19 protein-coding genes are annotated in these 20,874 nt (G+C 55.7%); 12 read left to right on the top strand and 7 right to left on the bottom strand.

Annotated features, from left to right (window positions below):
- Positions 1 to 4 precede the first annotated feature (4 nt).
- Positions 5 to 2,197 (bottom strand): primosomal protein N', encoded by a 2,193-nt coding sequence (locus L0666_RS15530; protein ID WP_235262307.1) that lies wholly within the window; start codon positions 2,195 to 2,197, stop codon positions 5 to 7.
- A gap of 1 nt (position 2,198) precedes the next feature.
- Positions 2,199 to 2,828: a LysE family translocator gene (locus tag L0666_RS15535; protein WP_235262308.1), complete on the bottom strand. Its 630-nt coding sequence runs from the start codon at positions 2,826 to 2,828 to the stop codon at positions 2,199 to 2,201.
- Between the two features lie 136 nt (positions 2,829 to 2,964).
- Between L0666_RS15535 and fsa the strand changes: the two genes are divergently transcribed.
- The 4 genes from fsa (at position 2,965) to L0666_RS15555 (ending at position 6,178) form a co-directional block, all read left to right on the top strand.
- Entirely contained in the window at positions 2,965 to 3,618 is a 654-nt protein-coding gene (gene fsa, locus L0666_RS15540; RefSeq protein ID WP_235262309.1) for a fructose-6-phosphate aldolase, read from the top strand.
- A gap of 170 nt (positions 3,619 to 3,788) precedes the next feature.
- Positions 3,789 to 4,496 (top strand): DUF484 family protein, encoded by a 708-nt coding sequence (locus L0666_RS15545; RefSeq protein WP_235262310.1) that lies wholly within the window; start codon positions 3,789 to 3,791, stop codon positions 4,494 to 4,496.
- Entirely contained in the window at positions 4,496 to 5,416 is a 921-nt protein-coding gene (locus tag L0666_RS15550) for a tyrosine recombinase XerC (protein ID WP_235262311.1), read from the top strand. The genes L0666_RS15545 and L0666_RS15550 overlap by 1 nt, the downstream gene beginning before the upstream one ends.
- A 63-nt stretch (positions 5,417 to 5,479) precedes the next feature.
- On the top strand, positions 5,480 to 6,178 hold the full coding sequence (locus L0666_RS15555) for a CDP-alcohol phosphatidyltransferase family protein (protein WP_235262312.1): 699 nt from the start codon (positions 5,480 to 5,482) through the stop codon (positions 6,176 to 6,178).
- A 5-nt stretch (positions 6,179 to 6,183) separates the two neighbouring features.
- Here the strand turns inward: L0666_RS15555 and L0666_RS15560 are convergent, their stop codons facing one another.
- Positions 6,184 to 6,636 carry a methylated-DNA--[protein]-cysteine S-methyltransferase gene (locus L0666_RS15560; protein ID WP_235262313.1) on the bottom strand — a complete coding sequence of 151 codons (453 nt, stop codon included), beginning with the start codon at positions 6,634 to 6,636 and terminating at the stop codon, positions 6,184 to 6,186.
- Between the two features lie 51 nt (positions 6,637 to 6,687).
- Complete coding sequence (gene ileS, locus L0666_RS15565; protein WP_235262314.1) at positions 6,688 to 9,615, bottom strand: isoleucine--tRNA ligase; 2,928 nt, start codon at positions 9,613 to 9,615, stop codon at positions 6,688 to 6,690.
- Positions 9,616 to 9,881: 266 nt separating this feature from the next.
- Between ileS and L0666_RS15570 the strand changes: the two genes are divergently transcribed.
- Positions 9,882 to 11,060 (top strand): FAD-dependent oxidoreductase, encoded by a 1,179-nt coding sequence (locus L0666_RS15570; RefSeq protein ID WP_235262315.1) that lies wholly within the window; start codon positions 9,882 to 9,884, stop codon positions 11,058 to 11,060.
- A gap of 145 nt (positions 11,061 to 11,205) precedes the next feature.
- Here the strand turns inward: L0666_RS15570 and L0666_RS15575 are convergent, their stop codons facing one another.
- A complete protein-coding gene (locus L0666_RS15575) occupies positions 11,206 to 11,445 on the bottom strand; it encodes an accessory factor UbiK family protein (RefSeq protein ID WP_216035531.1) in 240 nt (79 codons plus the stop codon).
- A 103-nt stretch (positions 11,446 to 11,548) separates the two neighbouring features.
- Between L0666_RS15575 and lgt the strand changes: the two genes are divergently transcribed.
- The 5 genes from lgt to L0666_RS15600 all read left to right on the top strand — a co-directional run bounded on the left by lgt (position 11,549) and on the right by L0666_RS15600 (position 15,848).
- On the top strand, positions 11,549 to 12,475 hold the full coding sequence (gene lgt / locus L0666_RS15580) for a prolipoprotein diacylglyceryl transferase (RefSeq protein ID WP_235262316.1): 927 nt from the start codon (positions 11,549 to 11,551) through the stop codon (positions 12,473 to 12,475).
- Complete coding sequence (locus L0666_RS15585; RefSeq protein WP_235262317.1) at positions 12,472 to 13,527, top strand: class I SAM-dependent methyltransferase; 1,056 nt, start codon at positions 12,472 to 12,474, stop codon at positions 13,525 to 13,527. The genes lgt and L0666_RS15585 overlap by 4 nt, the downstream gene beginning before the upstream one ends.
- Positions 13,524 to 14,291, top strand: a complete 768-nt coding sequence (pgeF, locus tag L0666_RS15590) for a peptidoglycan editing factor PgeF (RefSeq protein WP_235262318.1) — start codon at positions 13,524 to 13,526, stop codon at positions 14,289 to 14,291. Before L0666_RS15585 ends, pgeF begins: the two co-directional genes overlap by 4 nt.
- Positions 14,292 to 14,552: 261 nt before the next feature.
- On the top strand, positions 14,553 to 14,720 hold the full coding sequence (locus tag L0666_RS15595; protein ID WP_235262319.1) for a hypothetical protein: 168 nt from the start codon (positions 14,553 to 14,555) through the stop codon (positions 14,718 to 14,720).
- Between the two features lie 444 nt (positions 14,721 to 15,164).
- On the top strand, positions 15,165 to 15,848 hold the full coding sequence (locus L0666_RS15600) for a Hint domain-containing protein (protein ID WP_235262320.1): 684 nt from the start codon (positions 15,165 to 15,167) through the stop codon (positions 15,846 to 15,848).
- Position 15,849: 1 nt separating this feature from the next.
- Here L0666_RS15600 and L0666_RS15605 read toward each other — a convergent pair whose 3' ends face one another.
- On the bottom strand, positions 15,850 to 16,350 hold the full coding sequence (locus L0666_RS15605) for an Lrp/AsnC family transcriptional regulator (RefSeq protein ID WP_235262321.1): 501 nt from the start codon (positions 16,348 to 16,350) through the stop codon (positions 15,850 to 15,852).
- Positions 16,351 to 16,532: 182 nt separating this feature from the next.
- On the opposite strand from L0666_RS15605, the gene trxB reads away from it, so the two are divergent.
- Positions 16,533 to 17,474: a thioredoxin-disulfide reductase gene (gene trxB, locus L0666_RS15610; protein ID WP_235262322.1), complete on the top strand. Its 942-nt coding sequence runs from the start codon at positions 16,533 to 16,535 to the stop codon at positions 17,472 to 17,474.
- A gap of 198 nt (positions 17,475 to 17,672) precedes the next feature.
- On the opposite strand, the gene L0666_RS15615 is transcribed toward trxB, so the two are convergent.
- Complete coding sequence (locus tag L0666_RS15615; protein ID WP_235262323.1) at positions 17,673 to 18,320, bottom strand: VPLPA-CTERM sorting domain-containing protein; 648 nt, start codon at positions 18,318 to 18,320, stop codon at positions 17,673 to 17,675.
- A 272-nt stretch (positions 18,321 to 18,592) separates the two neighbouring features.
- On the opposite strand from L0666_RS15615, the gene L0666_RS15620 reads away from it, so the two are divergent.
- Positions 18,593 to 20,671 carry a bifunctional sulfate adenylyltransferase/adenylylsulfate kinase gene (locus L0666_RS15620; protein WP_235262324.1) on the top strand — a complete coding sequence of 693 codons (2,079 nt, stop codon included), beginning with the start codon at positions 18,593 to 18,595 and terminating at the stop codon, positions 20,669 to 20,671.
- The last annotated feature ends 203 nt before the right edge of the window (positions 20,672 to 20,874 follow it).

Raw genomic sequence — 20,874 nt, forward strand, 5'->3', positions numbered from 1 at the left:
TTGATTAATAAAAGCTCTGCGGGTCGATATCGATCGCCATGCGCAATTCACCACGCAGCTTGAATTGCCCCGCCCAGGCCGCCAACGCTTGCTGCAATGGTGCGGATTTTTCGGCCTTCACCAACAAGCGCACACGATGCCGCCCTCTGATGCGCGCGATAGGCGCTGGCGCAGGGCCAAAGACTTGCGCCCCAATTTTGCGCAACGGCCCGTCTTGACGCGCCATCGCCGCGCCGAGGTCAAAGACCTCTTGCACGTTCGAACTGCTGAGCACGATGCCTGCCATGCGCCCATAAGGCGGAACGCCTGCTGCCCTACGCTCTCCGGCCTCCGCGGCCCAGAACGCTTCTTCGTCGCCGCCCAGAATTGCGCGGATCACGGGGTGTTCTGGCTGAAACGTCTGCATCACAGCCTCACCTTCGATTTCCGCGCGCCCTGCGCGGCCCGCGACTTGGCGCATCAATTGAAATGTTCGTTCAGCTGCACGAAGATCACTGCCTTGCAGACCAAGGTCGGCATCGATGACCCCAACAAGAGTAAGTTTGGGGAAGTTATGCCCCTTGGCAACCAACTGGGTTCCCACGATCACATCCGCCTCGCCGCGTGCGATGCTTTCAATGTGCTCTTTGAGCGCCCGCGCCGATCCATAAAGGTCCGAGCTTAGCACCGCGATCTTTGCATCCGGGAACAGCTCTTGCGCCTCTTCAGCCATGCGTTCCACACCGGGGCCGACGGGCGCCAGTTTGTCTTCGGCTTCACACGACGGGCAAACGGATGGCATGGGTTTGGTCTCACCGCACTGGTGACACATCAAGCGTTTCAGGAACCGGTGTTCCACCATCGTCGCATCGCAATGATCACAGCCGATCTGATGGCCACAGGCCCGACAAATCGTCACCGGCGCATAGCCGCGACGGTTCAGGAACAGCAGCGACTGTTCGCCTTTTTCTAGCCGTGTCTGGACCATGCGTTGCAAAGACGGCGACACCCAACGGCTTGCGGGAAGGTCCTCAACCCGCATATCGATCGCCGACATTTTAGGAAGAACCGCAACCCCATAACGCGACGCGAGCGTGACGCGGGCATATTTTCCGGCCTCGACATTGGCCCAGCTTTCAAGACTAGGCGTCGCGCTTGCCAGCACCACCTGCGCAGAATTCAGCGACGCCCGCAGCACCGTCATATCCCGCGCGTTATATAGAACCCCGTCTTCTTGTTTGTAAGACGTATCATGTTCTTCATCGACAATGATCAGCCCGAGATCCTGAAACGGCAAAAACAGTGCCGAGCGCGCACCGACGACCAATTGTGCAGCACCCTGCCCGACCATTTTCCAGCAGCGGCGACGTTCTGTCATTGTCACACCGCTGTGCCATTCGGCGGGCTTCATGCCGAACCGCGCTTCAACACGAGTAATGAATTCTGATGTCAGTGCGATCTCGGGCAGTAGCACAAGCGCCTGTCGGCCGCTGCGTAGACATTCGGCTACGGCTTCGAGGTAGACTTCGGTCTTACCCGAACCAGTGACGCCTTTCAGCAAGGTCGTACCGTAAGCCCCTGATCTGACGGCTTCGCGCAGTATTTTTGCGCCAGCGAGCTGGTCTTTGGTCAGTTCTTTGCTGCCATAGTCCGGGTCAAGCATTGGATACGGCAGATCGCGCGGGCTATCTTCTTCTGATACCGCCCCGAGTTTGACCAAGCCTTTGACCACCGAGGACGTAACCCCAGCCATGTCTGCGACTTCTTTCAATGTAAACGCCAACCCGCCGTATTCGCGAAGAACTTCAAGCACCTTAGTACGGGCATCCGTCATGCGAGTTGGTGTTTCACTGCCCAAGCGGTATACTTTGCGCATGGACGGGGCATCGCCCAAACCCGGTGCGCGGGTCGCAAGACGCAGCATCGCAGACATGGGCGTCAGCGTATAATCGGCTGCCCGCTGCAAGAACTGCTGCATCTCGTCCGCCATCGGGGCTACGTCCAAGACGCGAATGACTTTCCGCACCTTGGCATAGTCAAAATCACCCTGCCCTTTGCCCCAAACGACGCCCAGCACTTTGCGCGGGCCAAGGGGCACTTCGACGAATGCGCCCAAATGGCAGCCGCCCTCGGGGGCTTTGTAGTCCAACATGCGGTCAATCGGTTGCGTCGTTAGAACGCCCACCAAATCACCTTCATGAAAGAAGTCCTGCGTCATCCTAGGCTGCTTTTCGCAACGTCGCGGTCAGCACACCCATGGCGATCAAAACACTGCCACCGATGCGGGTCATCCAGCCCAGCACGTTGGGTTTGCGGATGGTGCTGCGCAAACGGTCAGCCAGCACCGCATAGATCACGACGTTCAACGCCGCCAAGCCCACGAACGTTGCGATCAGGATTGAAAATTGCGGGAGCAACGCCGCCTCGGGCCGAATGAACTGCGGCACGAAGGCGATGAAAAAGACGATGGGTTTTGGGTTCAGCGCGGTCACCACTGTGGCGTTACGGAAAACGGCCCCAGCGCTCAGCTGTGGCGCGTCTTCGATCTTGCCTAACGTCGCGCCCCCCGCGCTACGGATCATGCCAATACCCATCCAGATAAGATAAACCGCACCAACCCATTTAAGAACACTGAACAATGTGGCGGACGCTAAAACCAATGCCCCAAGCCCTACCAATGACGTGGTCATGGCAATGAAGTCCCCCAAAGCGACCCCCGCAGCGGAAGCCACAGCAACGCGCCGACCTTGGGTCAAAGCGTAGGTCAGAACCAGAACAATCGTCGGCCCAGGAATGATCAACAAGACCACAGTTGCCGCCACAAAAGTCATCCAAAGTGAAAGGTCCATGGGATTCTCCTACTTGCCCCGAAGCCGCATTAGACACCTGCCGCTCCAGTCATTCAACGGGCATTCAACCAACCCTTTCGAAGCGTCGCGCATTAGGGTATCCCTGCGCTAAATTCATAACGCCGGAGTCGCACACATGAAATTCTTCGTAGATACCGCAGATATCGCCGCTATCACCGAACTCAATGATTTGGGTATGGTAGATGGCGTTACGACCAACCCTTCCATCATCGCCAAGTCCGGCCGTGATATCCTTGAAGTGACAAAAGAGATTTGTGACCTCGTCAGTGGTCCGGTTTCCGCAGAAGTTGTTGCAACAGACGCCGACGACATGATCGCAGAAGGCCGCAAGCTTGCGAAGATCGCAGACAACATCGCCGTAAAAGTGCCGCTCACATGGGACGGCCTTAAGGCCTGTAACGTACTGTCGAGCGAAGGCAATATGGTCAACGTGACGCTTTGCTTCTCTGCAAATCAGGCGCTTTTGGCGGCCAAAGCGGGCGCGACATTCATCAGCCCGTTCATCGGTCGCCTTGATGACATCAACCTAGATGGCCTTGAGCTGATCGAGGACATCCGCACGATCTATGACAACTACGGCTACGACACGCAGATCCTTGCAGCGTCTATCCGCAATGCAAACCACATGTCTGAATGCGCCAAGATCGGTGCTGACGTCGCGACTGCGCCGCCGAATGTGATCAAAGCTATGGCGAACCACGTGTTGACGGACAATGGTCTTGCCGCGTTCCTGAAGGACGCTGCAAAAGCGAACATCAAAATCGTTTAATTCCAAAGCTCTCGCGGTTATCGCCGCGAGCGTCATCGTGAAATCATTTCGGCAGGGCGGCATTCTACATGAGTGTCGCCCTGCAACACTTTGGATTCATCGTAAATAATCCTAGCGTGAGCCCGCGCGCGTCTGCTAGATACGACCCCAATCAATAAGAGAAGACCAAAATGAGCAGTGATCCCCTCCTGAACGATGACGTTCGGTCCAAAATCATGTCCGACCCCGAAGCCTTGCTTGAGGATCAGGATATCATGCGCGCGCTGGTCGCTGCGAATGAGAAAAACCTTGGCGGCAACATCGTCGATCTTCGCGGTATCGCGATGGAGCGGTTGGAAGGGCGTCTTGACCGCCTGGAAGACACACACCGCAACGTGATAGCGGCGGCGTATGAAAACCTTGCGGGTACTAACCAGATCCACCGCGCTATTTTGCGGATGATGGACGCGGGCAAGTTCGAAAACTTCTTGAATGATCTTCGCGGCGACGTCTCTGACATCTTACGCGTGGATGCTGTGCGTTTGGTGTTGGAGTCTTCAACATCCGAAGCCGACCCAGCGATTGCACGGCTCAGTGATGTGTTGTCGATCGCGGAACCGGGTTTTGTGCAAAACTATATCAGCCATGGGCGCTCCGCCCCTGCGCGCCAAGTGACTTTGCGCCAAGTGAAGACTGACGACGTTGAAGTCTTTGGTGACAAGGCGGAGTACATTCGCTCTGAGGCCTGTTTGCGTTTGAACCTTGGCGATGGCCGTTTGCCGGGCATGTTGATCTTTGGTGCTGAAGACCCGCACCAATTCACGCCTCAGCAAGGCACCGACTTGCTAACTTTCTTTGCCGGCGTCTTTGAACGCGTCATGCGGCACTGGTTAAGCTGATGGTATCGCCAGCCCTATCCCGCGCATTGGCGGATTGGCTGGACCATCAACGCGCGCTCAAGGGGGCTGCGCAAAACACACTAACGGCCTATCAAACTGACGTACTTGGTTTTTTGTCTTTTATGACCCAGCACCACGGTGAGGCGCAGGGACTTGGCCCAATCTCGAAGATCGCTGTGACCGACATGCGGTCTTGGATGGCCCATGAACGGGGGCGCGGTGTGTCGGCGCGGTCGTTGGCGCGATCTTTGTCTGCTGTAAAATCATTCTATCGGTGGCTGGCGGATCGCGAAGGGTTTGAACCGACTGCCGTTTTATCTACACGCTCACCTAAATTCCAAAAGAAGTTACCACGCCCACTAGCCGTGGATGCCGCCCGTGCAATGATCGACACCGTCGAACTACAAGCCCGCGAACCGTGGATCGCCCAACGCGATGTCGCGGTTGTGACGCTTTTATACGGGTGCGGCTTGCGTATCTCCGAGGCGCTGGGGCTAACCGGCGCAGACGTCCCCCTGCCCGCCACGTTGCGCATAATGGGTAAGGGCGGCAAAGAGCGGTTGGTTCCGGTAATCCCCGCGGCCCGTGCGGCTGTAGACGCTTACTTGCGTGCCTGCCCGTTCCCGCCAGAAGACGACCAGCCGGTCTTTCGAGGCGCGCGCGGCGGTGCACTTTACCCCAAGGCGATTCAGTCGGTGATGGCGCAGGCAAGGATGCAATTGGGTTTGCCAGCCACAGCGACACCCCACGCCATGCGCCACAGTTTTGCGACCCATTTATTGAATGCTGGCGGCGATTTGCGATCAATTCAAGAACTGCTCGGTCACGCGTCGCTGTCGACAACACAAGCCTACACGGCCGTCGACACCGCCCGCCTTATGGAAGTCTACGACGCGGCGCACCCAAAGGCCGCTGGATAACCCAAGCGCCATGCAGCGGTTGCCCTGCTGCTTCAAATCCGTCATGACACGGGGATGACTTCAATGACTCCCGCACAGACCAAAGCGCTAGGCGTTCACCTTTTCACCGCCACTGGCGCCGTTTTTGCGATGCTAGCGATGTTGCAAGCAATTCAAAAAGACTGGGCGATGATGTTCGTTTGGTTGATCGTTGCCTTTGCGGTGGATGGGGTCGACGGGCCATTGGCGCGTCATTATCACGTTAAGAAACATGCGCCGCAGTTTGATGGCGTCCTGCTGGACCTGATTATCGATTACCTCACCTATGTCTTTATTCCAGCTTATGCGCTTTATGCGTCGGGCTTGATGGATGGCTGGTCAGGCTGGGTGGCTATCATCGTGATCACCTTTGGATCGGCATTATATTTTTGCGATACGCGCATGAAAACAAGCGACAATTCGTTTTCCGGATTTCCGGGATGCTGGAACATGGTGATCCTTGTTTTGTTTGCTCTAACCCCGCCGTGGTGGGCCTGTTTGGCACTCGTCGCAGTGCTGGCGGTGACAATGTTCGTGCCCGTGAAATTCATCCACCCTGTACGGACAGACCGCTGGCGGGCGATCTCTTTGCCGATGGCTCTGGCGTGGACCGTGTTTGCGGGTGTTTCAGCGTGGGTTGGGTTCGAACCACCTACCCCAGTCTTTTGGGGGCTGATGATAACGTCGCTCTACCTTCTTGGTGCAGGCGCCATGCAACAGGTGCTTCACGGCCCCAACGGATAAGACGCCTAGATCAGGAAACCGCCCGCACCTTCGTGGCGCAATAAGGCGACTTTGGTTTCGACACCGCCCTTGCCTGAAAATCCAGTTAGGCCCTTAGCCCCCATAACCCGATGACACGGGATAATGACAGGTATGGGGTTGCCGCCACAGGCAGACCCGACGGCCTGCGCCGACTGGCCCAGCGCCTTAGCGATGTCGCCGTACGTCACCGTATCTCCAAACGGGATCGCTGCCATTTGATCACAAACAGCGCGCTGAAAATCGGACCCAGCAACACGCAACGGAAGATCAAAGTCCTGCAGTTGCCCAGCGTCATAAGCCCGCAACTGCCGCGCGGCCTCGTTCAACAATGGCGTGTCGTCAGACCCGTCACCATCCCATTCAACGCGCACAATCGCGCCGTCTTCTTCCCAAAGGGTCAATGGGCCAAACTGGGAGTGGATGGTGAGGCTAGGCATAGGCCCACCCTCACCAATTCTTATCGCTTCGGCAATCCGAAACCTGCGCTTTTAGCTCAAAGCCTCGTCACAACGCCCGCAAACACCTGCATGGCTGTGGCTGCCTACATCCGGCAAGATCTTCCAGCAGCGGGCACATTTTTCACCTTCGGACATACCGAAGACCACGCCAACACCTGCGACATCGTCCAATGTAAACGCACCTTCTGGGGCATCGCCTTCGAGAACCGTGATCTGGCTGGTGATGCAAAGGTCCGCAAAGGTTTCGGTGTTGGTGATGATCGCCGCCAGCTCAGGTGACAGATAAACGGTTGGCGCTGCTTCCAGCGACGACCCGATCACTTTGGCCGTACGCTGTTCTTCGAGCGCGCCCGTTACCACACGACGCACAGCACGAACCGTTTCAGCCCGTGCGGCCAGAACATCGTCGCGCCATTCAGCCGGCGTATCAGGGAAATCCGTCAAGTGGACAGATGTGTCGCCACCATTGCGCTCAAGCCAAACCTCTTCCATCGTGAAGATCAGGATCGGCGCCAACCAGCTGGTTAGACGTGTATAAAGGGCATCCAGAACCGTCAGTGCAGCACGCTGGCGTTTCGTATCACCATCGCAATACAGCGCATCTTTACGGACGTCGAAATAAAACGACGACAGGTCCAATGTCGCGAAATCAAACACAGCGCGGAACACACCTTGGAAATCGTATTTCGCGTAACCTTCGCGCACGACGCCATCCAGAACTGCCAGTTTGTGCAAGATCAACTGCTCAAGCTCAGGCATGTCGTCTCGGGCTACGGACTTGGACGCATCGAAATCACCGAGTGATCCAAGCATATACCGCATGGTGTTGCGCAAACGGCGGTAGCTGTCTGCCACACCTTTGAGGATTTCATCCCCGATCCGCTGGTCATTCGTGAAATCAACCTGCGCCACCCAAAGACGCAGGATGTCCGCGCCATACTGCTGGACGACCTTTTCAGGAACGATGGTGTTGCCGATGGATTTGGACATCTTCATGCCCTTTTCGTCCAGCGTGAACCCGTGTGTCAGAACACCACGGTACGGCGCGCGGCCAATGGTGCCACAGCCCTGCAACATCGAAGAATGGAACCACCCACGGTGCTGGTCGGTGCCCTCAAGGTAGAGATCGGCAAGCCCGTCTTCGGATCCATCTTCGCGGTCACGCAATGTGAACGCGTGTGTAGACCCAGAATCGAACCACACATCTAAGATGTCCATCACCTGATCATAGTCATCAGGGTTGTGATCCCCACCCAAGAAACGCTCTTTGGCGCCCTTTGCATACCACGCATCAGAGCTTTCGACCTCAAACGCCTCAAGAATCCGCGCATTAACCTTAGGATCGCGCAACAGGTAATCCGCATCCGTAGGCTGAGCACCCTTCTTGGTGAAACACGTCAGTGGAACACCCCAAGCCCGCTGACGGGACAGAACCCAGTCAGGCCGCGCTTCGATCATAGAGAACAGACGGTTACGTCCCTTTTGCGGGGTCCATGTCACCAATTCATCGATAGAGCGCAAAGCGCGTTCACGGATCGTGGTGCCGTATGTGTCTTGGCCATCGCCAACTTCTTTATCAATCGCGGCAAACCATTGCGGCGTATTGCGGAAGATGATCGGCGCTTTGGACCGCCAGCTGTGCGGATAAGAGTGCTTGATCTTGCCACGCGCCAACAACCCGCCAACTTCAGCCAGCTTGGACATGACTGCGCCATTGGCATCGCCTTCCCAATCGCCTTTTTTGGCTTTGGCACGAAGGATGCGTTTGCCACCAAAGAACGGCATGTCTTCGCGGAAGGTGCCATCGTCCATCACGTTGTAAGTGATGACTTCGGCCAACATGCCAAGATCACGGTAGAGTTCGAACTCCTCCATCCCGTGGGATGGCGCACAATGCACAAACCCTGTACCTTCGTCGTCGGTCACAAAGTCAGCCGCGCGGAAATCGCGAAGGTCATCCCATTCGCCGTTGCCGCCTTCAACACCGTTCAGCGGGTGCTGCAACGACAGGCCTGCCAGCTCATCAGCAGACACATCGCGAACTCGGGTCCATTGGCCTTCTTCAAGACGTGCCTTAGCGAAAACATCGCCAGCCAATTTGTCAGCCAGCAAGAATTTTTCGCCGACCTCGGCCCAGCATTCATCCGGCGTCGAGGTCACCTCATACAAACCATAAGAATAGTCGGCACCATAAACGACCGCCTTGTTGGACGGGATAGTCCAAGGAGTTGTCGTCCAGATCACAACTTTCGCGCCAGCTAGGTCGCCTGCATCCACCGCAAACTTCACCCAGATCGCAAAGCTCTCTTTGTCGTGGTACTCCACCTCGGCCTCAGCCAGCGCCGTCTCCTCAACAGGGGACCACATCACAGGCTTGGACCCTTGATAGAGCGTGCCATTCATCAAGAACTTTTGGAATTCCTCAGCGATCACTTTTTCAGCGTGGAAGTTCATCGTCAGGTAAGGGTCATCCCATTTACCAGTGATGCCCAAACGCTTGAACTCATCACGTTGGATGTCGACCCAACCGGAAGCAAAATCACGGCATTCCTGACGGAATTCAACAACATCAACGTCGTCTTTGTTCTTACCCTTTTCGCGGTACTTTTCTTCGATCTTCCACTCGATCGGCAGACCGTGGCAATCCCAACCAGGGATGTAACGCGCGTCTTTGCCCATCATCTGCTGGGACCGCACCACCATGTCCTTCAGGATTTTGTTCAGCGCGTGGCCGATGTGCAAATGGCCGTTCGCATAAGGAGGGCCATCGTGCAGCGTGAACGGCTGGCGGGTCTCGCCCTTGGCCTTTTCGCGCAGCGTTTCATAAACGTCGAGCTTATCCCAATGGGCCAGCCATTCAGGCTCGCGCTTGGGCAATCCGGCCCGCATCGGGAAATCCGTCTTCGGCAGGTTCAACGTTGTTTTGTATTCGGGTGTTTCAGTCTTATCGGCGCACATTTGGGGCGTCCTTTAGATCGGTCAAATTGGAAAGGCTGGGACGGTGCGATAACTCAACACCTCTGCTCCGACGTGTGGGGGTCACAGCGTCGGGGATATAATTCGAATAATCTGGATCATGCGAGTGTCCATAGGGCGGCTTATAGGGCCGCCTGCGCCGAGGGTAAAGTGCAGCGTTTGCGTCCCGCGACCTTGCCCCGCTGTCGGCATTTACCCATACGGTTTCTACATCGATTCTATATTAAGGTAGTAAGGGGTTTATTGTCATGCACATCGCCATAATCGGGGCCGGAATGGGTGGTCTGACGGCTGCGTGCCTCCTCGCGGATCAAGGCCATAAGATCACGATCTTCGATCAGTTCAACACACCGAAACCTGTCGGTTCAGGTCTGGTCATTCAACCTGTCGGACAAGATGTCTTGCGCGAAGTCGGTGCCTTGGAAACAACCCTTGGATATGGCAACCGCGTCACCCACATGCTTGGCCTCGAGGCGCAGAACGGTCGGCGTGTGCTGGATGTGACGTATGACCTTGTTGACCCCAATGCCTATGGACTAGCAATTCACCGCTCGGCACTGTTTGACGCACTTTGGCAAGCGATGGAGAAACGAACCGGTATTGAGGTTGTGACCTCTGCGGACGTGACCTCCGTTCGCCAGGATCCAGAAAGCATTGAGGTTTTCACAGCTCACGGCGACATCTTTGGGCCGTTCGATTTATGCATTGATAGCTCAGGTGCGGGGTCGCCTTTATCGCCAATCAAGGCCAACCCGCTCGGCTACGGCGCGATCTGGGGAACCGTCGATTGGCCCGAAGACACAGAACTACCGAAAAACCACCTAAGTCAACGTTATCTCGGGGCGTCCCATATGATCGGCGCGCTGCCAATCGGTTCATTTGCTGGCGAAACCGGATTCAAGGCGGCGGTGTTCTGGTCCCTCCCACGAGACGCCTATACAGCATGGCGCGAAAACGGCATCGACGCATGGAAGTCAGAGGCCACATCACTCTGGCCTGCGCTCACACCGTTCCTTGATCAAATCACTGATCCGGATCAAATGACAATGGCTCGTTATAGCCACGGTACCCTGAACCGCCCTTACAACAATCGCCTCGTACACATCGGCGACGCGGCACATCGTGCATCGCCTCAGCTTGGCCAAGGGGCAAACATGGCCCTGCTCGATGCACAGGCCCTGTCCCGTGCTCTTGCGACCCGAACTGTCGCCCGCGCCCTACCCGCCTATGCCCGTGCCCGCCGCCTGCACACAAGAATATACCAAGCTATGTCGTGGGGTTTCACACCGATGTATCAATCCGACAGCCGCCTTCTTCCCCTATTGAGAGATCGCGCCCTGTTCCCTGTTTCTCAAATACCACCCGTACCGCGCATTCTCACAAGCCTTGTTTGCGGCACCATGGTTCCACCAATCGGACGCCTCTAGCGCGTACCGTTGCTTCGTAAATACCTCGGGGGGATGTAGCGGGGTCAGCGACCCTCGTCCGGTTCGCCCCTCAATGCCATTAAAAAGGGCCACCAAACGGCAGCCCCAATAAAACCAAATACCACGTGCGGCAAAGCCGCTCTGCTTACTTACCTTCAAGCGCCTCGATACGCGCCAAAAGTGCTGCATTTTCTTCGCGCGCCTTTTGCGCCATGACGCGAACCGCATCGAATTCTTCGCGCGTCACGAAGTCGCGGTCGGCCAGCCAGCGGTCAACCATGCCTGACATTGCAGTTGATGCCTCATCCTTAGCGCCCTGCGCCACGCCCATTGCATTGGTCATCAATTGCGACAGGTCGTCAAAAACTTTGTTGCGGGTTTGCATGGTACTCTCCTTGATCTCTTATCCCTATATGGGCAGCCCTTCCCCCCATAACAACCCCGTTCAAACGGTTGACATCGTCGCACCCTGAGGCACTAAAGGGCCCATGTTGACGTCGATCCCCTTTCCAGAGATTTCACCCGTGATCTTTTCGATCACGCTGTTTGGCTTCACCTTCGCGCTGCGCTGGTATGCGATGGGGTATATTGTCGGCATCCTCATCGGCTGGTGGATTGCGGCACGTGCAATCAAACGCCCCAACCTTTGGCGCAATGACACAGCCCCCCTGAACCGAGACCAAATCGAAGATTTGCTAACGTGGATTGTTCTCGGCGTCATTTTCGGTGGTCGCATCGGGTATGTGTTGTTTTACGGCGATGGCCAATTCCGCCAAGACCCGCTCTCGATCATTCGCGTGTGGGATGGCGGCATGTCGTTCCACGGCGGCTTTATCGGGGTGTGCATCGCGGTGTTCTTCTGTGCCCGCCGCTACGGGGCCGCTATAGGTGACGTTGCAAATGTCCTCGCCCTGACCGCTACGCCTGCGATTTTCCTTGTTCGGATCACCAATTTCATCAACGCCGAACTTTACGGCCGTGCAACGGATTTGCCGTGGGGTATGAAATTCCCGAGCATGTGTGTTGATCCGACCTACCAGGCCTGTGCCGTAGCAGGCGAGTGGTTTTACAATGGCACCGAAGTACCACGTCACCCCAGCCAACTCTATGAGGCTGGTCTTGAAGGTCTTTTATTGGGTGCAATTATCCTGTTCCTCGCATTCTCACGGGGCTGGCTGAAACGCCAATGGTCCCTCGTGGCCGTGTTTTTAATGGGCTACGGCTTGTCGCGGTTCGCGGTGGAATTCGTCCGCCAGCCAGACGCACAATTCACATCCACCGACAATCCAATCGGTTGGGCTTATGAATTTGGCAACTGGGGTTTGACCCAAGGCCAAGCGCTGTCCTTGCCGATGATCCTTGTGGGCTTTGCGCTTGTGATCATCACCCGCCGCATGGCCAAGTCGACCACATGACGGCGCTAACTGACTTGCTGGCGGCCCGTATCGCGGCGGATGGGCCCATGACCTTGGCTGATTATATGGCCGAAGCGCTGATGCATCCCGAGCATGGATATTACAGCACGCGCGACCCGCTTGGCGCAGCGGGAGATTTCATCACGGCGCCGGAAATCAGCCAGATGTTTGGGGAACTTGTAGGCTTGTCGCTTGCGCAGGCATGGATCGATCAAGGCCAACCAAATCCGTTTTGCTTGGCCGAACTCGGCCCGGGGCGCGGAACGCTGATGGCAGACCTGTTGCGGGCCACAGCCAAAGTACCCGGTTTTCACGCGGCCGCGCAGATCCACCTTGTCGAAGCCTCGCCCACACTGCGGGCAGAACAAGCCAAGCGTGTCAGTGCTACTTGGCACGACGACACCACGACCCTGCCCGATCTGCCCCTCTTTCTAATCGCCAATGAATTCTTTGACGCCCTACCGATCCGCCAGTTCCAACGCGATGGTTCAGGCTGGCGCGAAGTACAAGTCACCGTTGAAGGCAACGCATTGGTGAGCGCCCTGTCCCCGGCCAAACCCGTTCCAGAGCTTGAATACCGTTTGCAAGACACCAAAGACGGCGACATCGTCGAGATTTGCCCAGCGCTCCTCGCAATCACGTCCGTCATTGCATCCCGCATCGACGCCCACGGTGGCACTGCGCTCATCGTTGACTATGGGGATTGGCGTTCGCTGGGAGACACATTGCAAGCCGTGCAAGACCACGCCCCCGTTAACCCTTTTGCCGCCCCCGGTCAGGCAGACATCACAGCCCATGTGGATTTCGAGGCCATCGCGCTGGCCTCGTCGCCCGCAAAGTACACACGCCTGACACCGCAGGGTGTCTTTCTTGAACGCCTCGGCATCACGCAGCGGGCCCAGACTTTGGCCGCGCCTCTGAGCGGAGATGCTCTCGACACGCTGGTTGCCGCACACCGCCGCTTGACGGACCCCGCGGAAATGGGTTCCTTGTTTAAAGTAATTGGGATTTACCCCAACGGTGCACCACCACCCGCAGGACTTGAACCATGACACTCGAAATCATCACGACTGACAGCCTTTCACCGATCCGGCATGGATTCTTTACCCGCCGCGGTGGCGCCTCGTCTGGTGTGTTTGAAGGGCTGAACTGCGGAACCGGTAGCTCCGATCAAATCGAAGCAGTCACCATCAACAGGGCGCGCGTGGCCGATGCGATGGGCGTGGGTGAGCATGACTTGATGGGGGTTTATCAGGTGCATTCCCCAGACGTGATTACTGTGACCGGTCCGAGCAAAGATCGCCCAAAAGCAGACGCTATGGTCACCGCGACCCCGGGTGTCGCGCTGTCTGTTCTTTCTGCGGACTGCCAACCTGTTCTTTTTGCTGACACTGAGGCTGGCGTTATCGGCGCGGCCCATGCCGGCTGGAAAGGTGCCTTGGACGGCGTCCTCGAAGCGACACTTGATGCGATGGAAAATTTGGGGGCCTCTCGCGCAAATACCTGTGCCGTCATTGGGCCCTGTATTTCGCAGCGCGCCTATGAAGTCGGGCCCGAATTCTTCGAAGACTTTATCGCGCAAGACATGGCCTTCGCCCGTTTCTTTGCCAATGGCGAGGACGGTAGATACCAATTTGACCTGCCCGCCTTGGGGCTGCACCGATTACGTGAGGCCGGTGTCGGCACTGCAGAATGGACACGTCACTGTACCTATAGCGACGCTGAACGTTTCTATAGCTACCGTCGTGCGACTCATAACAAAGACGCTGACTACGGCCGATTGATCGCGGCAATTACATTAGGGCCTTCAGGCTGAATTTGACGCCAATTAGGCTTTCATGGCCTAAACCGTGCCACAGTCAGCGCGAAACAATCCCGCCCTCCGGCATATGATTGTTGCCCAAAGCCCTAAAACATGAGGTTTGCGCGCCATTTCACTGGCGCCCCCCGCTGTCACATTCTACCGGGTTTGCGACCCGCAAAAATTTGATTCTTCCCGATCTGGCCCAACTCATGCCCGTTTGCGCCGTCAGTTTGTATCCATCGAGCAAACACACAGAACCATGAGGCAAACCCCATGACCAAACAAAACCGTTGGATCAAATCCACTATTCGCGAAGCACAAAAATGCACAACGAAAATGCCGTGGGAACGAGGCCTGCGCCGCGAAGCGTTTATCGCAAGCCGCCGCGCCGTTGAGACGCTTGCGGCTACGCCTTCTCGGACGATGCGCCCTGCTGCCTAGATCGGCAGCCTAGTCCTTTTGAACATCGCTGGCCCGCCCGTCAGCAATAGAATCGCCGCCCCTGTTGCATTCTCTGGGGGCGGCGATTCTCGTTCTGGCCCCCAAACAGACCTACCGCGACACGCCAAATGTGGCAGCGCTGTTTTCGAGACGTGAACAATCCAAGCCACTCCGCGGTGATTGACCCCAATATGCACCGATCTTTCAAATTCGTTTGACGAAACGAGGCACAATCGGCCACATTTTAGCTAACGCAACTCTCCTCAGATGTTGTTGGCGGGGGCCAACAGATGATGTGACCGACCGGATTTTGGTGATCGCATGATACGAATGACCCCCTCCGCCACCGCAGGCCTCGCGGCGGCACGAAATAATACAGCACCGGTGGCCTCCTCAGCCCGGTTAGCTCAGTTTGAAGGACGACCTCAGCGCGCCCAGCCTCTTATGCGCAGATATGAGGTCGTCCATCTTACTCCTGATGGCGACATTGACGAATTTACACGCAATGCTCCCGCACATGCATCTTTCGAAGACAGCTTTAGTTCGCTTGCGCGTGGTGCATTGCTGAAAACCGATCGAGGTATGGTCGCAATCGAAGATATTCTTCCGGGTGACAAAGTAGAAACGGTAACCAACGGTTTCCAAACGGTTTGCTGGCGTGGATCAATGACACTTGTTCCCGGTGCGTCAGGCCAAGATTCCCGGATGGGCAAACTCATCCGTGTCGCTGCAGATGCGCTCGGCATTGGGCGTCCAATGCCTGACTTACTGCTTGGGCCATCTGCCCGCCTTTATCACCGCTCACCGCAGTTGCAGCGCGTGACCGGTCACGAGGCCGCCTTTGTCCCTGCTGTCGATTTCGTGGACGGTGTGAATATCGTCGAAATCACACCGCAAACGCCGGTTCAAGTGTTCCAGATTGGGTTTATGTCCCACGAACGGATCGTTGCGAACGGCGTCGAACTCGACAGCCACAACCCTGGTGCACGTCACGAACTTGGCCTGCGCGGCGATCATCTGGCTTTGTATCTGACACTGTTCCCGCACGTTGAGCGGATCGAAGACTTCGGGATGCTAATGCACCCGCGCTTGTCCTTACATGATCTGGATTTCGGAGTGGTCGCTTAACTTAAGCGTCCTTACTTAACCGTTCTTCGAGCACATCAAACGGCACGCCAGGTTCATCTTTTGCACCGCGAATAACAAGCGAGGTCTTCACACTGGCGACGTTTTCAGCGCTGGTCAGGTCTTCGGTCAGGAAGTTCTGGAATGTACGTAGGTCTGGCGCCACACATTTCAGAACGAAATCTACTTCGCCGTTGAGCATGTGGCATTCGCGGACCAGCGGCCAATCTTGGCACTTCGCTTCAAACGCACTGAGATCCACTTCGGCTTGCGACACAAGCCCGACCATAGCAAAGACTTGCACCTCAAAGCCGAGCTCGCGGGAATTCACATCTGCATGGTAGCCGCGAATGAACCCCTGTTCTTCCAGTGTGCGCACACGGCGCAAGCATGGGGGCGCCGAGATGCCGACTCGTTTTGCCAATTCAACGTTGGTCATTCGGCCGTCTGCTTGCAGCTCTGCAAGAATCATCCGATCGATCTCATCCAGCTTCTGTCCTGGCATAATGGCGCAAATCCCCTGTAGTTGCGTCGATTCATACGTCAGACATTAACCCTGCGCAACAATATTTCGCGCCTCGGTAATTTTCCATCATACCGTCACGGGTTGGTGACATTGTACCACGCCCCCTTTTACCCGCCCCTGTTGCTGCGTATATCCATCTCAACCAAAGAGGATTTACAGCCATGGCCGACACCCGCAAAACCAAAGTTCTTATCATCGGCTCCGGCCCGACAGGCTACACCGCTGGTGTCTACGCCAGCCGCGCCATGCTGGAACCGATCCTTGTGCAGGGCATCGAACCAGGTGGCCAGCTGACCACCACAACCGAAGTTGAAAACTGGCCCGGCGACATTGAAGTCCAAGGCCCGGACCTAATGGTCCGCATGGAAGCTCACGCCAAGGCAATGGGCACTGAAATCATCGGCGATATCATTACCTCCATCGATTTTTCTAAGCGGCCGTTTGTCTGCCAATCAGACAGCGGCACCGAATATGTCGCCGACGCGATCATCCTTGCCACTGGCGCGCGCGCCAAATGGCTGGGTCTTGAGACGGAAGAGAAATTCAAAGGCTTCGGCGTATCTGCCTGTGCCACCTGCGACGGTTTCTTCTATCGCAACCAAGAAATCGTTGTTGTCGGCGGTGGTAATACAGCTGTTGAAGAGGCGCTTTTCCTCACCAACTTCGCATCCAAGGTTACATTGGTTCACCGCCGCGATGAGCTCCGCGCAGAAGCGATCCTTATCGACCGCTTGATGAAAAACCCGAAGATCGAACCGCTCTGGGACAACCAGCTCGAAGAAGTCTATGGCACTGACAACCCATTGGGTGTTGAAGGCATCAAGACAAAGAACGTCAAGACTGGCGAGATCACCGATATCGCCTGTAAGGGCGTGTTCATCGCCATCGGCCACGCCCCCGCAAACGAACTGGTCAAAGACCACCTCGAAACCCACATGGGCGGCTATGTTGTTACAAAACCAGACAGCACCGAAACATCCATCCCCGGTATCTATGCCGCAGGCGATCTGACCGACCACAAATACCGCCAAGCGGTTACATCTGCAGGCATGGGCTGCATGGCCGCGCTTGAGGTTGAGCGCTGGCTGGCCGAACAAGACTAGACAATAAGGTAACCTAAGACTCGCTTCACTCAGGGAGTCTGTTTCGGTTTAACTCTCCACGCCGCCACCTTTTTGTGGATAGAGTGTAGGTTCTTAGATGAAGTCGCACGATCGAATGTGATTGAGACAATGCATACAAAATGGAACGGCAGCACCGTTAAACGGGCCGCCGTTCATATTTTTTAGCCAAACTAAAACTTAGCTTTTCTTGCGGCGACCCGCGGCAGCCATTCCACCAAGTCCAGCCAAAAGCATCCAACCAGCGGCAGGCAATGGTACCGGAGATGGATTGACGACTGCCGTTGCAGCTGAACTATAAGCTATGTCCGAAATACCGACATTCCAAGAATCTGGGCCGAAAAAGATCTCAAAGCCAGCGCTTGACTGTGCGTTGAGAACGTAATCAAGACTGCCGTCAAACGTTGTTTCAAAATCACCAGTATCCAGAAGTACGGAGCTGTCTGCCAAGTCGACTACAGTAATACTCGTTGTCACCACTCGGTTAGCATATCGAGCAATGCTGAACCCATCGAGTAAGGCATCGAAACCAGCCGCCGCAGCGAAAGTAATCGACATGCCCGTCCCCGAACTGAGCGAGTAAGCAACCGATCCTAGGTCCTCATAGTTGCCATTCCAAAACAATACGTTCTCATTGGCAGCGGTCGCTGTGTCAGCATCCCAAACGACATCTAGTTCACCAGCAATGTCACCATAAGCTTGGTCAATCTGAAGGCCGTTAGAACAGGCACCGCCACCTGTGCAAATGTCGCCGCTAAAATCGAGGGTTGCAGCAAACGCTGGTGACGAAAAAGCCACCAATGCTGCGGCTGTAGAAATCAGTCTCATAGTAATTCTCCGTAACTCTAAAAATTTGTCCGATTAATTAGAAAAACTTACTATTATTTTTTGTTGTTGTAAATTCGTACGGACCCAGCCCGCTCTCCCCCCCTCAACACGGAAACAGTAACGAAAGTGATCGCCAAATAAGGTGAGATTTCGAAACAATAACCTCCAACTCCCGACCACAATCAGGAAAAACGATCAGCACGTAAGTTTGTTCTTGCGTGAACAAACTCTGACACTATGTTCACGCTTGAACAAACAGTGAGTCGCGCCTGATGGCCATGTCGCCCGCAAAAATCACAACCGAACAAGAGGACCAAATGTTCCGATTGTTACGGCAGTTGGATCTCGCACCTGATGCGTCCCAACGGGTGACGGCAGAGGCGATCGGCGTATCTTTAGGTCGACTTAACGCACTCCTAAAACAAGCTACCGAAGCCGGCCTTGTAAACATCGAAGACCGCAACGGCCCCGACAAACGTGCGCGCCATACCTATGCCATCACGGCACGTGGCGCGGGCGAAAAGAACCGCCTTACAACTCAATTTCTAGCTCGAAAACTTGCCGAATATGACGCGCTACATGCCGAACTTACGGGCAGTGCATCCGGCCTCACATCTCTTAGTAACAGGACCAAACTTATGGAACACAACCTTTCCCCGATCCCAGAGCTGTATGTCTCTTACGACTCGGCACAGAAGCTTAAAGTTGAAGCTGGCGAACTCGTCAGCCACGATCTGACACCGCGTCAGATCTGCGATCTTGAATTGCTGATGAACGGCGGCTTCAACCCACTTAAGGGATTCCTGACCGAAGCCGACTACGACAGCGTTGTGGACGACATGCGCCTGACAACAGGTGAACTTTGGCCAATGCCGATCACTTTGGATGTGTCCGAAGAATTCGCAGCATCCCTTGAAGCTGGTCAAGACATCGCCTTGCGCGACCAAGAAGGCGTCATTTTGGCGACCATGACTGTCACCGACAATTGGGTACCAAACAAAGCCAAGGAAGCTGAAAAGGTCTTCGGCGCCGATGATGACGCGCACCCTGCGGTCAACTACCTGCATAACCAAGCTGGCAAAGTTTACCTTGGCGGTCCGGTCACAGGCATCCAACAGCCGGTTCACTACGATTTCCGCGCCCGTCGCGACACGCCAAACGAAATGCGCGCTTACTTCCGCAAAATGGGCTGGCGCAAAGTAGTTGCGTTCCAAACACGTAACCCGCTGCACCGCGCGCACCAAGAACTGACATTCCGCGCAGCACGCGAAGCACAGGCCAACCTGTTGATCCACCCTGTTGTGGGCCTTACCAAGCCGGGCGATGTTGACCACTTTACACGCGTTCGTTGCTACGAAGCAGTTCTGGACAAGTACCCAGCATCCACAACAGCGATGTCCCTGCTTAACCTTGCCATGCGTATGGCAGGCCCACGCGAAGCAGTTTGGCACGGCCTGATCCGTAAGAACCACGGCTGTACACACTTCATCGTTGGCCGTGACCACGCGGGTCCAGGGTCCAATTCCGCTGGTGAAGATTTCTACGGTGCCTACGACGCACAGGACCTGTTCCGTGCCCACCAAGAAGAAATGGGCATCGAAATGGTCGACTTCAAACACATGGTTTGGGTAGACGAACGCGCACAGTACGAAGCGATTGACGAGATTGAAGACAAAGACAAGGTCACGATCCTCAACATCTCTGGAACAGAACTGCGCCGCCGTTTGGCCGAAGGTCTGGAAATCCCTGAATGGTTCTCCTTCCCAGAAGTCGTCAAGGAATTGCGCCGCACAAAGCCGCCACGCTCCAAGCAGGGTTTCACAGTGTTCTTCACTGGCTTCTCCGGCTCAGGCAAATCCACAATCGCCAACGCTTTGATGGTGAAGCTGATGGAAATGGGCGGTCGCCCGGTAACGCTTTTGGATGGCGACATTGTTCGTAAGAACCTGTCTTCCGAACTCGGTTTCTCTAAAGAGCACCGCGATCTGAACATCCGTCGCATCGGTTATGTTGCATCCGAGATCACTAAGAACGGTGGTATCGCGATCTGTGCGCCAATCGCGCCATACGCAACGACACGCCGCGCCGTTCGTGAAGACATCGAAGCTTTCGGTGCATTCATCGAAGTGCACGTCGCAACGTCCATTGAAGAGTGCGAAAAGCGCGACCGCAAAGGCCTCTACAAGCTGGCCCGCGAAGGCAAGATCAAGGAATTCACAGGGATCTCTGATCCTTATGACGTTCCGGTCAACCCAGAACTGTCAGTTGAGACCGAGAACGTCGACGTCGACAACTGCGCACATCAGGTCATCCTGAAGCTCGAATCCATGGGCCTGATTGCCGCTGAATAAATCGGCAAGGTTGAAGAACAGCCTTTCAAAATCGACCAATAAAGAGGCGCGGGCATCTAGCTCGCGCCTTTTTCGCATTTCCTAAACGCAGAAGACACATATCTACCGCAAGCGGATCATATCAATGACTTTTCTATTGCGACCAATTGTTAAAATCGCGACTACTGCGCAAGGTCCTGCTTTAATTCATCGCAGTCGGCCCC

This window comes from Octadecabacter algicola, from assembly GCF_021532625.1.
GTDB classification, from domain to species: domain Bacteria; phylum Pseudomonadota; class Alphaproteobacteria; order Rhodobacterales; family Rhodobacteraceae; genus Octadecabacter; species Octadecabacter algicola.

What these genes read in the sequence shown, in the direction of transcription:
- L0666_RS15530 (WP_235262307.1), bottom strand. Translation starts at nt 2,197, where the DNA reads ATGACGCAGGACTTCTTTCATGAAGGTGATTTGGTGGGCGTTCTAACG.
- L0666_RS15535 (WP_235262308.1), bottom strand. Translation starts at nt 2,828, where the DNA reads ATGGACCTTTCACTTTGGATGACTTTTGTGGCGGCAACTGTGGTCTTG.
- fsa (WP_235262309.1), top strand. Translation starts at nt 2,965, where the DNA reads ATGAAATTCTTCGTAGATACCGCAGATATCGCCGCTATCACCGAACTC.
- L0666_RS15545 (WP_235262310.1), top strand. Translation starts at nt 3,789, where the DNA reads ATGAGCAGTGATCCCCTCCTGAACGATGACGTTCGGTCCAAAATCATG.
- L0666_RS15550 (WP_235262311.1), top strand. Translation starts at nt 4,496, where the DNA reads ATGGTATCGCCAGCCCTATCCCGCGCATTGGCGGATTGGCTGGACCAT.
- L0666_RS15555 (WP_235262312.1), top strand. Translation starts at nt 5,480, where the DNA reads ATGACTCCCGCACAGACCAAAGCGCTAGGCGTTCACCTTTTCACCGCC.
- L0666_RS15560 (WP_235262313.1), bottom strand. Translation starts at nt 6,636, where the DNA reads ATGCCTAGCCTCACCATCCACTCCCAGTTTGGCCCATTGACCCTTTGG.
- ileS (WP_235262314.1), bottom strand. Translation starts at nt 9,615, where the DNA reads ATGTGCGCCGATAAGACTGAAACACCCGAATACAAAACAACGTTGAAC.
- L0666_RS15570 (WP_235262315.1), top strand. Translation starts at nt 9,882, where the DNA reads ATGCACATCGCCATAATCGGGGCCGGAATGGGTGGTCTGACGGCTGCG.
- L0666_RS15575 (WP_216035531.1), bottom strand. Translation starts at nt 11,445, where the DNA reads ATGCAAACCCGCAACAAAGTTTTTGACGACCTGTCGCAATTGATGACC.
- lgt (WP_235262316.1), top strand. Translation starts at nt 11,549, where the DNA reads ATGTTGACGTCGATCCCCTTTCCAGAGATTTCACCCGTGATCTTTTCG.
- L0666_RS15585 (WP_235262317.1), top strand. Translation starts at nt 12,472, where the DNA reads ATGACGGCGCTAACTGACTTGCTGGCGGCCCGTATCGCGGCGGATGGG.
- pgeF (WP_235262318.1), top strand. Translation starts at nt 13,524, where the DNA reads ATGACACTCGAAATCATCACGACTGACAGCCTTTCACCGATCCGGCAT.
- L0666_RS15595 (WP_235262319.1), top strand. Translation starts at nt 14,553, where the DNA reads ATGACCAAACAAAACCGTTGGATCAAATCCACTATTCGCGAAGCACAA.
- L0666_RS15600 (WP_235262320.1), top strand. Translation starts at nt 15,165, where the DNA reads ATGCGCAGATATGAGGTCGTCCATCTTACTCCTGATGGCGACATTGAC.
- L0666_RS15605 (WP_235262321.1), bottom strand. Translation starts at nt 16,350, where the DNA reads ATGCCAGGACAGAAGCTGGATGAGATCGATCGGATGATTCTTGCAGAG.
- trxB (WP_235262322.1), top strand. Translation starts at nt 16,533, where the DNA reads ATGGCCGACACCCGCAAAACCAAAGTTCTTATCATCGGCTCCGGCCCG.
- L0666_RS15615 (WP_235262323.1), bottom strand. Translation starts at nt 18,320, where the DNA reads ATGAGACTGATTTCTACAGCCGCAGCATTGGTGGCTTTTTCGTCACCA.
- L0666_RS15620 (WP_235262324.1), top strand. Translation starts at nt 18,593, where the DNA reads ATGGCCATGTCGCCCGCAAAAATCACAACCGAACAAGAGGACCAAATG.